The sequence below is a fragment of the Phenylobacterium sp. genome, from assembly GCF_030646615.1.
GTDB lineage: Bacteria > Pseudomonadota > Alphaproteobacteria > Caulobacterales > Caulobacteraceae > Phenylobacterium.
The window spans coordinates 72,802-85,119 of sequence record NZ_JAUSLG010000095.1 but is presented as its reverse complement, the minus strand read 5'-3'; the positions used below and the strand labels follow the sequence as shown (position 1 = coordinate 85,119).

The window sequence follows — 12,318 nt, the reverse complement described above, 5'->3', positions numbered from 1 at the left end:
GTCAGGGCCTGGACGCTGATATCGACCCCATGGTCGAGCGGCTTGAACAGCAGACCTGCGGCCCAGGTGTTGTCGATCAGGGTGAGGATGTCGCGCCCGCGGGCCGCGGCGGCGATGCCAGGCGCGTCCTGCATCTCGAAGCTGAGCGAGCCCGGGGACTCCAGCACGATCAGGCGGGTGGCCGCGCTGCAGAGGGCCATGAGCTCCGCGGCCCCAAGGCCAGGGGCGTAATAGGTCACCTTGACCCCGTAGCGGACCAGCACCGCATCGCAGAAGCGGCGGGTGGGCTTGTAGATGGCGTCGACCACCAGCACCTCGTCGCCGGCCTTCAGCACGGCCAGCATGGCGCCGGTGAGGGCCGCCAGGCCCGAAGGATAGAGGGTGACCGCCTCGGCATGCTCCAGCTCGGCCAGGGCGGCCATCAGCGCGCTCTGCGCCGCCAGGCCCTGGCGGCCATAGGTCAGATAGGCGCCGTCGTCATAGAGCGCCGCCGCATTGGGCAGCAGAACGGTGGAGCCACGCTGGATCGGCGGGCCGACGGTGCGCGCAAGGGGCGTTTCTGCCAGACCCGAGTGGATCAGGCGGGTTTCTTCGGTCATGCGGGTTGACGTTCGTGAGGCATCAGGGGCGAAACTCCCTGTACTAGACCTTTCCCGTCCTGTCCGATCAAGGAGCCCCCCATGATCCGACGCCTCGCGGCGTCCGCTGTCCTGTCGCTGGTCCTGGCCGGATGCGGCCGGGAGACGGAGTCCCCGGAACCTGAACCTGCGCCTGCGCCCAAGACGACGGCCGTGGCCCGGGACTTCGCCGCGACCCCCAGCCCGACCCTGGAGGCCGTTCGCCGCCGAGGCCATGTGCGGTGCGGGGTCCATGCGGGACTGGCGGGCTTTGCGGTGCAGGACGTCCGCGGAGTCTGGCGGGGGTTCGATGTGGATATCTGCCGGGCGGTGGCCGCGGCCGTCCTCGGAGACGCCGGCGCCGTCCGCTACCAGTCGGTTTCGGCCCAGAACCGATTCGCCGAGTTGCAGGAGGGGCAGGTGGACATCCTGTCGCGCAACACCTCCTGGACCCTGTCGCGGGACGCCGGCCTCGGTCTCGATTTCGCAGGCGTCACCTATTATGACGGCCAGGGCTTCCTGGCGCCGCGGTCGCTCAACCTGACCAGCGCCGACGAACTCAATGGCGCGCGGATCTGCGTGCAGTCCGGCACGGTGACCGAAGGCAATCTCGGCGACTATTTCCGCGCCCGCGGCCTCGAATTCACCCCCGTGGTGTTCGACAACGAGGCCGATGCGCGCACCGCCTATGAGGGCGAGGAATGCGACGTCTTCACCGCCGACGTCTCGGCCCTGGCCTCGGCCCGGTCGATCATGAACAATCCCAACGCACACGTGATCCTGCCGACGGTGATCTCGAAGGAGCCGCTGGGACCTGTGGTGCGCCAGGACGATCCGGCCTGGACCGATATCGTCAGATGGACCGTCAACGCCCTGATCATCGCCGAAGAACTGGGCGTGAACTCAACCACGGTAGAAGGTTCGCGCGAGACCGCGTCCGACCCTGAGACCCGGCGCCTCCTGGGGGTCGACGGCGAGTTGGGCGCCCTGCTCGGCCTGGAGGACGACTGGGCCTATCAGGCCATCGCCCAGGTCGGCGCCTACAACGAGGTCTTTCGGCGCAATCTCGGCGCCGATTCCGGCCTCAGGCTGGAGCGAGGTCTGAATGCGCTCTGGAGCGCGCCTGAGCCAGGACTGATGTACGCCCCGCCCGTCCGTTAGAGCCGCAGGATCATGGCGCAGCGGCGGGCCGGATCCAGGCCGCGGGCCGCCTCGCTGTCGAGATAGGCCCGCAGGTTGGCGGGGGCTGTGTCCCGCCCGATGATCTGAAATCCGGCCGAGGCATAGAAGGGCGCATTCCAGGGGGCGTCGCGGAAGGTGGTGAGGCTAAGCCCCTCCAGTCCACGGCTGCGCGCCTCATCGATGGCGAAGGCCAGGAGACGGCGGCCCAGGCCCTGGCCCTGATGACGGCGGTGCACGTCGAATTCCAGGATATGGAGGCGGTTCTCCTCAATCCGAGCGGCCAGGAAGGCGCCGGGTGGCCCGTCGCCCTCGGCCATGACCCACAAGAGGCCGGCCGCCGCGATGGGCGCCCAGACCTCGGCGGGGGTGAAGTCGAGGGGGGCGTCGTCGGCCTCGCCGGCGATAATGACCACGCCCTCATCCCGAAAGAGGCTGGCGGCCGACAGCTCGATCTCCGGCAGCAGGGGGAGATCGTCGGGGCGGGCTGGGCGGACGATCATCTGGCTCACGGCCCGACAGTCACCGGCGTGTCGGTGCGGCCGCCCCATTCGCTCCAGGAGCCGTCATAGATCGGGACCTGCTCCACCCCCAGCCGCGCCAAGGCCAGCGCCAGGACCGCGGCGCTCACCCCTGACCCACAGGTGGCGATGATCGGGCGCTCCAGGTTGACGCCGGCCACGGCGAAGGCGCCCCGCAGTTCGTCCGGCGACCGCAGGGTCCCGTCCGGGGCGACTACGGCGTTCCAGGGCAGGTTGCAGGCGCCGGGCATGTGACCGCCCCGCAGACCGGGGCGCGGCTCTGGAACCTCACCCAGGAAGCGCCCGGACGGCCGGGCGTCGAGCAGCTGGACCTCTGGATCGTCCAGGGCCTGGCGCACCTCGTCCAGGCTGCGCACCAGATGGGGCCGCAGCTGCGCTGTGCTCTCGACTTCGCTGGGTTCGGGATCACCGGCCTCCACCGGCTGGCCGGCCGCGCGCCAGGCCTTCAGGCCGCCGTCCAGCACGGCCACCTTCTCGAACCCCATGACCCGCAGCGTCCACCAGACCCGCGGGCTGGAGAAGATGCCCTGGCCGTCATAGACGACGATCCGATGCGACGGGTTGAGGCCCAGGCGAGACGCGGCCGCGGCGAAGACGGCCGGAGGCGGCAGCATGTGCGGGAGGTCGGTCTCCGGATCGGAGATCAGGTCTATGTCGAAGAAGACCGCGCCGGGAACATGCCCCTTGCGGAACTCCTCCAGCCCCGGGCGCTGTTCGGCCGGCATGTACCAGGTGGCGTCCACCACCTTGAGGTCCGGATCACCCAGACGTTGGGCCAGCCAGTCGACGGAGACGAGGGGGCCGGTCTCCATGGTCAGAGCCAGGTCGGAACGGGCAGGCCCTTTTCCGTGAGGAACGCCCTGTTGAAGATCTTGCTCTGATAACGCGCGCCCTGGTCGCACAGGATGGTCACGATGGTGTGGCCAGGCCCCAGGTCCTTGGCCATGCGGATGGCGCCGGCCACATTGACGCCGGTGGAGCCGCCCATCACCAGGCCCTCGTGCTCCACCAGATCGTAGATCACCCCCAGCATCTCGTCGTCGGCGATGCGATAGGCGTGGTCGACCGTCAGGCCCTCGAGATTGGCGGTGATCCGGCCCTGGCCGATGCCTTCGCTGATCGAGCCGCCCTCCGACTTGAGTTCGCCGGTCGTGTAGTAGGAATAGAGCGCTGCGCCATAGGGGTCGGCGAGGCCGATCTTCACGTCCGGCCGGTGCGTCCGCAGAGCCTGGGCGACCCCGGCCAGGGTGCCGCCGGAGCCTACGGCGCAGATGAAGCCGTCGACCTTGCCATCGGTCTGAGCCCAGATCTCCGGTCCTGTGGTCTCGGCGTGGGCCTGGCGATTGGCGACATTGTCGAACTGGTTGGCCCAGATCGCCCCATTGGGTTCGCGGGCCGCCAGCTCCTCGGCCAGGCGGCCGGAATAGCGCACATAGTTGTCGGGGTTGGAGTAGGGGACGGCGTCCACCTCGACCAGCTCGGCGCCGAACAGGCGGATGGCGTCCTTCTTTTCCTGGCTCTGGGTCCGGGGGATGACGATGGTGGCGCGGTAGCCCAGGGCCTTGGCGACCATGGCCAGGCCGATGCCGGTATTGCCCGCGGTGCCTTCCACGATCCGCCCGCCAGGCCGCAGCAGGCCCTTGGCCTGGGCCTCGCGCACGATATAGAGCGCCGCCCGGTCCTTGACCGACTGGCCGGGATTCATGAACTCCGCCTTGCCGAGGATTTCGCAGCCGGTCAGTTCGCTGGCCCGGTTGAGGCGGATGAGCGGCGTGTCGCCGATGGTGTCGAGAACGCTGTTTGCGACGGTCATGGGCCGCTACTTAAGCGCGCCACAGGCCCAGGAACAGGGGCAAGCGGCGCGGTCCTTCAGCTTTTCGACAGGCTGAGCTGGACCACATCTGTCCGCTCGGTGCGGAAACCGGCCTCGCAATAGGCCAGATAGAAGCGCCAGAGCCGCCGGAACCGCTCGTCAAAGCCATTCTGGCGGATTTCCGGCCAGGCCGCCTCGAACCGGCGGGTCCATTCCGCCAGCGTGTCGGCATAGTCCTGGCCAAAGCGGCTGATGTCGCGCCAGGCGAGGCCGGCGGCCGTCGTCTCCTGGCGCAGGCGCGCCTCGCTGATCAGCATGCCGCCGGGGAAGATGTAGCGCTGGATGAAGTCCGCGCGACGACGATAGGCCTCGAAGAACTCGTCCTGGATGGTGATGATCTGCAGGCCGGCCTGTCCGCCGGGCTTCAGCACCTCGGCGATCTTGCTGAAATAGCTCGGCCAGTATTTCTCGCCGACCGCCTCGAACATCTCGATGGAGGCGACGCGGTCATAGGTCCCGTCCACATCGCGATAGTCCACCAGGCGAATCTCGGCCCGCTCGGACAGGCCCTGGTCGAACATACGCTTGGCGGCGAAGTCGCACTGCTCCTTGGAGATGGTGATGGCGGTCACCTTGGCGCCGACCGTCTTGGCCGCATATTCGGCGAAGCCACCCCAGCCGCAGCCGATCTCCAGCACATGATGCTTCGGCTCCAGGGCCATCTGCTGGGTCAGCAGCCGGTACTTGTTCTGCTGCGCCTGCGCCAGATCCTGGCCCTCGTGGTCGAACCTGGCCGCCGAGTAGGTCATGGTGGCGTCCAGCCACCGGGAATAGAAGGCGTTGCCCAGGTCGTAGTGGGCGTGGATGTTCTTCTTTGCGCCGGCGCGGCTGTTGTCGCGGAAGACGTGCAGGATGCGGTTGAGCACCCACATCAGCGGCGCGCCTAAGGCCAGGCGCTCGATCTTGTCGAAGTTCAGACTGAAGGCGCAGAGCAGGGCGGCCATGTCCGGCGTATCCCACTCCTGCGCCATGAAGCCCTCGGCGAACCCGATATCACCAGCCGACAGCACCCGGTTCATGAAGGCGTAGTCGCGCACGACGAGACGCGCGCTGGGTCCCGGCTCGGGCCCGACAATGGTGAGTTCCTTGTCGTTCGGCAGGACGAAGGTGAGCTTGCCCACCGTCCAGTTTCGGGCCAGGAGGCCAAGAGCGCTTCGGAAGGCGGCGGTCGAGCCGGACAACTCCGGCGCGCGGCGCAGGGCGCCCGGCGTGTGGGCCAGATCGGCCAGGGATGACGAGTCGTGGGCGATAGTCATCTTCGCTTACCCCTCGTGTCCTTCGTACCATAACATGCAAACACCGACGGGCGACTCCAAGCTTGAGGCGAGTCTACGGCTGAGCCCGGCCCACGGACGCAAGGCCGCGGCGGCGGCGTCGGAATTCAGGCTTGTGAAGCCGCCGGGCGGGCGCCACTTAGGCCCGATCCGCAGACCCCAGGAGGACCGCATGGCCGCGCTCGAGCTCAAGAGGTGGAACCTCGCCATCGGCGCTGATCAGCCCCTGGTGGTGATCGCCGGCCTCAATGTGCTGGAGGACCTGGACCTCGCCCGGGACGCCGCACGGCATTTGAAGGCCGTCTGCGCCGATCTTGGCCTGCCCTATGTGTTCAAGGCGAGCTTCGACAAGGCCAACCGCTCCTCCATCCGCAGCTATCGCGGGCCTGGCCTTGAGGAGGGCCTGAAAATCCTCCGCCAGATCAAGGATGAGTTCGACGTTCCGATCTGCACCGACCTGCATGAGATCAGCCAGGCGCAGCCGGTGGCGGCCGTCGCCGATCTGGTGCAGATCCCGGCCTTCCTCTGCCGTCAGACCGATCTGGTGGTGGCCACGGCCGAGGCGACCCGGGCGGCCGGCGGGCTGCTGCACGTGAAGAAGGGGCAGTTTCTGGCGCCCTGGGACTGCCGCAACATCCTCGACAAGATCAAGGAGGCGGTCGGCGCCGACATGACCATCCTGTGCGAGCGCGGCGTCAGCTTCGGGTACAACAACCTCGTGGTGGACATGCTGGGCATCGCCGAGATGCAGGCCCTGGGGGCGCCAGTGACCATCGACGCCACCCACGCGGTCCAACTGCCCGGCGCCAATCCCAAGTCTAACGGCGCCTCCACAGGCGGGCGTCGCGAAGGGGTGCCGATCATCGCCAAGGCCGCCGTCGCCGCTGGCGCCGACGGGGTGTTCCTGGAATTCCACCACGATCCCGACCGCGCGCTCTGCGATGGCCCCAGCTGTCTGCCGCTCAGCCAGGCCGAGCCACTGCTGCGCACGCTGGCCGCCCTGCGCGCCGCGATCCAGGCCTAGATCGTGGATCTCGCCGCGCTCCAGCACCTGCTTTCGGCCATTCCCGGCGTCAGGGTGGCCTGTGTCGGCGACCTGATGGTCGACCGCTTCGTCTATGGCGACGTCAGCCGGGTGTCGCCCGAGGCGCCGATCCCGGTCCTGGCCCGCAGGCGCGAACTGGTGATGCTGGGGGCGGCCGGCAATGTCGCCCGCAACGTCGCCGCGCTCGGCGGACATGTCTGCCTGGTGGGCCTGGTGGGCGGTGACGGCGAGGGGCACGAGGCCCTGCGCCTGGTCTCGTCCGAGGCCGGCGTCGAGGGCTTCATCATCAGCGACCCGGCCCGCCCCACGACGCTCAAGACCCGTTTCGTGTCGGGCGGCCAGCAGTTGCTTCGGGTGGACAATGAGGTGGCGACGCCGGCCGAGGGCGAGGTCGAGGACCGTCTGGTCCGCACGATCCGCGATGTCGCCGCCGATGTGGGGCTGATCCTGCTGTCGGACTACGGCAAGGGCGTGGTGACGCCCGCGGTGATCGCCGCCTGCCGCGCCGCCGGCGCTCGGGTGATCGTCGACTCCAAGGCAAGGTCCTTCGCCCGCTACGGCGCGGTGGACATCATCAAGCCCAACGCCGCCGAACTGGCCCACGCCACCGACATGGCCACGGACACCGACGAGGAGATCGCTGCGGCCCTGGCTCATGCGCTCAGTCTCTGCGAGGCCCAGGCCATCCTGGTGACCCGCTCGGCCAAGGGCATCTCCCTGGCGGTGCGCGGCGAGGCGGTGCGGCATTTTCCCGGCGCGCCCAAGGAGGTGTTTGACGCCTCTGGCGCCGGCGACACGACCCTGGCCGCCCTGGGCCTGGCCCTCGCGGCCCAGGCCTCCATGGAGGATGCGGTGGCCTTCGCCATGCTGGCGTCCGGCGTCGCCGTCGGCAAGGCCGGCACCGCCGTGGTCACCCCGGCCGAGCTGATGGAGGCCACCCTGGCGGCCCACATGGCGCCGGCCGAGGCCAAGGTCGCCACGCCCCTGCGCATGGCCGAGGAGGTCGCCCGCTGGAAGGCCAAGGGGCTCCGGGTCGGCTTCACCAACGGCTGCTTCGACATCCTCCACAAGGGCCATGTGGCCTATCTGGATCAGGCCAGGGGCTGGTGCGACCGGCTGATCGTCGGCGTCAATGACGACGCCTCGGTCATGCGCCTGAAGGGCGAGGGCCGGCCGGTCAACGACCTGGAAAGCCGCGCCATCGTCCTGGCGGGACTCGGGTCGGTGGACCTGGTGGTGCCCTTCGAGGAGGACACGCCCATGAAGCTGATCGAGGCGGCCCGCCCCGACGTCCTGGTCAAGGGCGCCGACTATTCCGAGGACCAGGTGGTCGGCGCTGCGCAGGTGCGCGCCTGGGGCGGCGAGGTGAAGCTCGCCCAGATCGTCCAGGGATTCTCCACCACGGCCGCGATCTCCCGCATGCAGGACAAGCCATGAGCCGCCGGATCATCTTCGTCACCGGCGGCGCCGGCTTCATCGGCTCGAACATCGTGGCCCGGCTGACCGAAGACCGCGGCCTGGAGGTGGTGGTCTGTGACCGGCTGCGGGAGGCCGAGCTTGGCAAGTGGCGCAACATCGCCAAGCATCCCATCGCCGACTTCGTCGCGCCGGAAGCCATGTTCGACTGGCTGGAGGCCCACTGGAGCGATGTGGAGCTGGTGGTCCATATGGGAGCGGTGTCCTCGACGACGGAGCCGGACGCCGACAGGATCATCCATTCCAACTTCACCCTGTCGCGGGACCTGTTCGCCTGGTGCGCCGAACGTCAGCGGCGACTGATCTATGCCTCGTCAGCGGCCACCTATGGCGATGGCGCGCTGGGCTTCGACGATGACGACAGCTTCGAGGCCCTGGCGGCCCTGCGGCCCCTGAACACCTATGGCTGGTCCAAGGCCCTGTTCGATCTGCACGCGGTGCGGCAGGCGGCCCGCGGCGTCGCGCCGCCCCAATGGGTGGGCCTGAAGTTCTTCAACGTCTACGGCCCCAATGAGGGCCACAAGCACGGCATGAAGTCGGTGGCCGCCCAGATCTGGCCCAAGGTCAGCGCCGGCGAGACGGTCCAGCTGTTCCAGTCCCATCGGCCCGACGTGGCGCACGGCGGGCAGTTGCGGGACTTCGTCTATGTCCGCGACGTGGCCGATGTGGTGGTCTGGCTGGCGGCTAATCCGCAGGTGAACGGGGTGTTCAATCTGGGCTCCGGCGAGGCGCGGTCGTTCGCCGAGATGGCGCAGGCCGTATTCGCCTCGGCCGGCCAGGCGCCCGACATCGCCTATATCCCGATGCCCGAGGCGATCCGCGAACGCTATCAGTACTTCACCCAGGCGCAGATGGGCCGTCTTCGCCAGGCCGGCTACGAGGCGCCCTTCACCAGCCTGGAGGCGGGGATCGACGACTACGTCCAAGCCTATCTGGCCAAGGCAGACCCTTATCGGTGAGGTGCTTTCGCCCCGGGCTGAGACTGTGAGATAAGGCCTGGACATGGCCGAGACCTCCCGTCGCACCAGGATCCTGTTCGCCGCGCTTGCGGTCGTGGTCGTCGGCATGCTGGCCGCCGGGGCGATGGTCTGGCGCGACGACATCCTGCGCACGGGCCTCGACCCGAAGGAGCCTTTCCAGACCTACAATCCGCCGCCCGCGCCGGACTATGCGCGTCGAGACTCCTGGAGCCTTCTGCCGTCAGAACCGCAGACCTGGGCGGACACTGACCCCGTAGCTGATGTCTTCTTCGTAGGTCCGACCATCTATGACGGCGGCGTCCACTGGAACGCGCCCATCGGCGAGGAGCGGTCCGAGGCCTTCTTCAGCCGGACCATCGGTCCGAACTATGTGGGCCCGTTCGTACGGGTGGGCCGGATCTTTGCGCCTCGCTACCGGCAGGCCAGCCTCTATTCCATGCTCACCCTGCGCGACGACGCCCGAGAAGCGCGGCGGTTCGCCTATGGCGACGTGCGCCGGGCCTTCCGGCAGTACATGGCCGACTACAACCATGGTCGTCCCTTCCTGATCGTCGGCGTCGAGCAGGGCGGGACCCTGGCCTCGCGCCTGCTGGCCGAGGAGGTCGCCGGGGACGCTGGTCTCCGCGGCCGGCTGGTGGCCGCCTATCTGATCCAGACCGCCGTGCCGGTTGACGCGCCCCCGATACCGCTCTGCACGAGCCCCACCGAGCCTGGCTGTCTGGCGGCCTGGATGGCGGCCTATGAGGGCGATCGCGAGCAGGCGCAGCAGCTTCGCGACCGGTCGCTGGTCTGGACCCGGGACGGAGAGCTGACCAACCTCTCGGGGCCGGCGGCCTGCTACAATCCGATCCTCGGCCAGGTGAGCGATGAGTCCGCCCCGGCTCGTCTGGCGCGCGGCGCGACCAATGCGACGGGCCTGGAGTGGGGGGCGAGGCCAGCCCTGCAGACGCGCCAGGTCAGCGCCGGCTGTGACCATAGCGTCCTGCGGGTTTCCAGGCCGCGATCGGCGGCCTTCCGGTCCACCGGCTCCTGGGCGGATCGGCGAAAAATGCCGGGATACAATCTCTTTTACGGCGATCTTGAAGCCAATGCCGAAGCCCGGCTGAATACCCTGATGGCCGATCCAGACTTCGCCCACGCCGCCCGCCCGATCCCTGCGGGCGCCGAGGTGAGCGTCGCCCCGGTCCACCGCATCGACTGAAGGGCCTCAGCCGGCGTCCTGCAGGGTGGATTGGGCCTGCCAGTCGAACAGGGCCTGCAGCGTCCGCAGAGCCTTGCCGCGCTCGGTGGTCAGGCCGGGGTCCCGGGCGAGGATCAAGCGCGAATCGTCGCCGGCCGCGGCGATCAGATCCCGATGGGCGATGGGATCGGCGAACACATAGGCGGGAAAGCCGCTCTGCCGCAGCCCAAGGGGATCGCCGCCGCCGCGCAGCTCCAGGTCCCGTTCGGCGATGAGGAAGCCGTCGTCAGTGCGCCGCAGGATGTCGAGGCGCTTCTGACCGGTTTCGGACAGGGGCGGATCATAGAGCAGCACGCAGGCGCTCTCGGCCTTCCCCCGACCCACCCGGCCGCGGAGCTGGTGGAGCTGGGCCAGGCCGAAGCGCTCGGCCTGTTCGATGACCATGATGGTGGCGTTGGGCACATTCACGCCCACCTCGACGACGGTGGTGGCCACCAGCACGGAGAGCTCGCCCTGGGCGAAGCGGGCCATGACGGCGTCCTTTTCCGGTCCGGGCATCTTGCCGTGGACGAGGCCGACGCTGGGGCCGATCCGTTGGCGAAGCTCGCCCGCCCGGCGCTCTGCGGCGGCCAGGTCGGTCTTTTCCGACTCCGACACCAGCGGGCAGATCCAGAAGGCCTGGGCCCCGGCGGCGACCACGGCCTTCAGGCGGGCCTCCACCTCGGCCATTCGCCCCATGGGGATGGCCCGGGTGGCGACCGGGGTCCGCCCCGGCGGCTTTTCGTCGATCCGGGAGACATCCAGGTCGCCGAAGACGGTCAGTTCCAGGGTGCGGGGGATGGGCGTGGCCGACATGGCCAGCAGGTGGGTGGCCTGGCCCTTGGCCTGCAGGCGCTGGCGCTCAGCGACGCCGAACCGGTGCTGCTCGTCGATGACCGTGAGCCGCAGGTCGTGGAAGACGACATCGTTCTGAAAAAGCGCGTGGGTGCCGACGGCGACCTGCACCGCGCCGCTGGCGAGCGCCCGCAGCTTCTCGGCCCGGGCGCCGCCCTTGTCCCGGCCGGTCAGCAGCACAGCGGCCAGGCCCTGGGCTTCCAGCGGGGCGGCCAGGGTCTCGAAGTGCTGGCGGGCGAGGATCTCCGTGGGGGCCATCAGGGCGCTCTGGCCGCCGGCCTCGGCCACATCGGCCATGGCCAGCATGGCCACGACCGTCTTGCCCGAGCCCACATCGCCTTGCAGCAGGCGCGACATGCGCTCGCCGCAGGCCAGGTCGGCGCGGATGTCGGCCAGGGCGCGGGCTTGCGCCCCGGTCAGCCGGAAGGGCAGGGACGCGGCCAGGGCCTCGGCCAGGCGGCCGGCGGCGATCGGCGGGGCCGGCTCGGCGCGGCGCTCGGCCTTCCGCTGGCCCATGGCGAGCTGGTGGGCCAGCAGTTCATCGAAGGCCAGGCGCTGGCGATGGGGCGCCTGGGCGGTGAGGTCGGCCTCGCTCTCCGGCGCGTGCAGGCGGGCCAGGCTCTCGCGCCATGTGCTCCAGCCCTGGCGGGCCAGCCAGGCGGGATCCTGCCACTCGGGAAGCTCAGGACACCGCGCCAGGGCGTCCATAGCGAGGCGACGCACCGTTCGGGCGGGCAGGCCGGCGGTGGCGGGATAGACCGCCTCAACCTCGGGAATCTGGTCGGCCTTCTCCACCGGCACCAGATAGTCCGGATGGGCGATCTGGATCTCCGACCCGAACCGCTCGACCTTGCCGCTCACCAGCCGCTGGGCGCCGACCGGGTGCTGGCCCTCGATACGGCCCCCCAGGCCGCCGAAATAGACCAGGGTCAGAAAGCCCGTGCCGTCGAAGGCGCGCACCCGCCAGGGCTGGGACGGGTTCCGCGGCGGCTGGTAGGCCTCGATGGTCACGGCGAAGGTCTGGACAGCCCCCTCAAGGGCGGCGTCCACCCGGGCGGGATGGCGATGAATGAGACTGTGGGGCGAAAGGAAGGCCACATCCCGGACGATCGGCCCCGCCAGCTTCTCCAGCAGGGGGGCCACCCTCGGCCCCACGCCCTTGAGCGTGTCGATCGGGGCGAATAGCGGATAGAGAATCTCCGGGCGCATGGGCAGGAACATAGCGCGACCGTGCGTCCGGCGCGCGGTGGACGCTGCC

The 12,318-nt window shown here is 69.3% G+C and carries 11 protein-coding genes; 5 read left to right on the top strand and 6 right to left on the bottom strand.

Annotated elements, in window-relative coordinates:
- The coding region (locus Q7S93_RS17180) for a PLP-dependent transferase (RefSeq protein ID WP_304715603.1) at nt 1–599 on the bottom strand (599 nt) is incomplete at its 3' end.
- An 81-nt stretch (nt 600–680) separates the two neighbouring features.
- On the opposite strand from Q7S93_RS17180, the gene Q7S93_RS17175 reads away from it, so the two are divergent.
- Nucleotides 681–1,778, top strand: coding sequence for an amino acid ABC transporter substrate-binding protein (locus Q7S93_RS17175; protein WP_304715594.1), 1,098 nt, complete (start codon nt 681–683; stop codon nt 1,776–1,778).
- Here the strand turns inward: Q7S93_RS17175 and Q7S93_RS17170 are convergent.
- The 4 genes from Q7S93_RS17170 to Q7S93_RS17155 are packed head-to-tail and all read right to left on the bottom strand — an operon-like array spanning nt 1,775 to nt 5,467.
- On the bottom strand, nt 1,775–2,299 hold the full coding sequence (locus Q7S93_RS17170) for a GNAT family N-acetyltransferase (RefSeq protein WP_304715623.1): 525 nt from the start codon (nt 2,297–2,299) through the stop codon (nt 1,775–1,777). The two genes, Q7S93_RS17175 and Q7S93_RS17170, sit on opposite strands and share 4 nt — an antisense overlap.
- 5 nt (nt 2,300–2,304) lie before the next feature.
- Nucleotides 2,305–3,150 (bottom strand): 3-mercaptopyruvate sulfurtransferase, encoded by an 846-nt coding sequence (sseA, locus tag Q7S93_RS17165; RefSeq protein WP_304715591.1) that lies wholly within the window; start codon nt 3,148–3,150, stop codon nt 2,305–2,307.
- A 2-nt stretch (nt 3,151–3,152) separates the two neighbouring features.
- Entirely contained in the window at nt 3,153–4,151 is a 999-nt protein-coding gene (locus tag Q7S93_RS17160; protein ID WP_304715587.1) for a cysteine synthase A, read from the bottom strand.
- A 56-nt stretch (nt 4,152–4,207) separates the two neighbouring features.
- Nucleotides 4,208–5,467 carry an SAM-dependent methyltransferase gene (locus tag Q7S93_RS17155; RefSeq protein ID WP_304715583.1) on the bottom strand — a complete coding sequence of 420 codons (1,260 nt, stop codon included), beginning with the start codon at nt 5,465–5,467 and terminating at the stop codon, nt 4,208–4,210.
- Nucleotides 5,468–5,657: 190 nt separating this feature from the next.
- Between Q7S93_RS17155 and kdsA the strand changes: the two genes are divergently transcribed.
- The 4 genes from kdsA to Q7S93_RS17135 are packed head-to-tail and all read left to right on the top strand — an operon-like array spanning nt 5,658 to nt 10,187.
- A complete protein-coding gene (gene kdsA / locus Q7S93_RS17150; protein ID WP_304715573.1) occupies nt 5,658–6,509 on the top strand; it encodes a 3-deoxy-8-phosphooctulonate synthase in 852 nt (283 codons plus the stop codon).
- Nucleotides 6,510–6,512: 3 nt separating this feature from the next.
- Nucleotides 6,513–7,967: a D-glycero-beta-D-manno-heptose 1-phosphate adenylyltransferase gene (gene rfaE2 / locus Q7S93_RS17145; protein WP_304715570.1), complete on the top strand. Its 1,455-nt coding sequence runs from the start codon at nt 6,513–6,515 to the stop codon at nt 7,965–7,967.
- Nucleotides 7,964–8,965: an ADP-glyceromanno-heptose 6-epimerase gene (gene rfaD / locus Q7S93_RS17140; RefSeq protein ID WP_304715566.1), complete on the top strand. Its 1,002-nt coding sequence runs from the start codon at nt 7,964–7,966 to the stop codon at nt 8,963–8,965. The genes rfaE2 and rfaD overlap by 4 nt, the downstream gene beginning before the upstream one ends.
- Before the next feature lie 43 nt (nt 8,966–9,008).
- The gene (locus Q7S93_RS17135; protein WP_304715559.1) at nt 9,009–10,187 is read left to right on the top strand and encodes a DUF3089 domain-containing protein; all 1,179 of its coding nucleotides are present in this window, start codon (nt 9,009–9,011) and stop codon (nt 10,185–10,187) included.
- Between the two features lie 6 nt (nt 10,188–10,193).
- Here Q7S93_RS17135 and recG read toward each other — a convergent pair whose 3' ends face one another.
- Nucleotides 10,194–12,269 (bottom strand): ATP-dependent DNA helicase RecG, encoded by a 2,076-nt coding sequence (gene recG / locus Q7S93_RS17130; protein WP_304715552.1) that lies wholly within the window; start codon nt 12,267–12,269, stop codon nt 10,194–10,196.
- Nucleotides 12,270–12,318 lie beyond the last annotated feature (49 nt).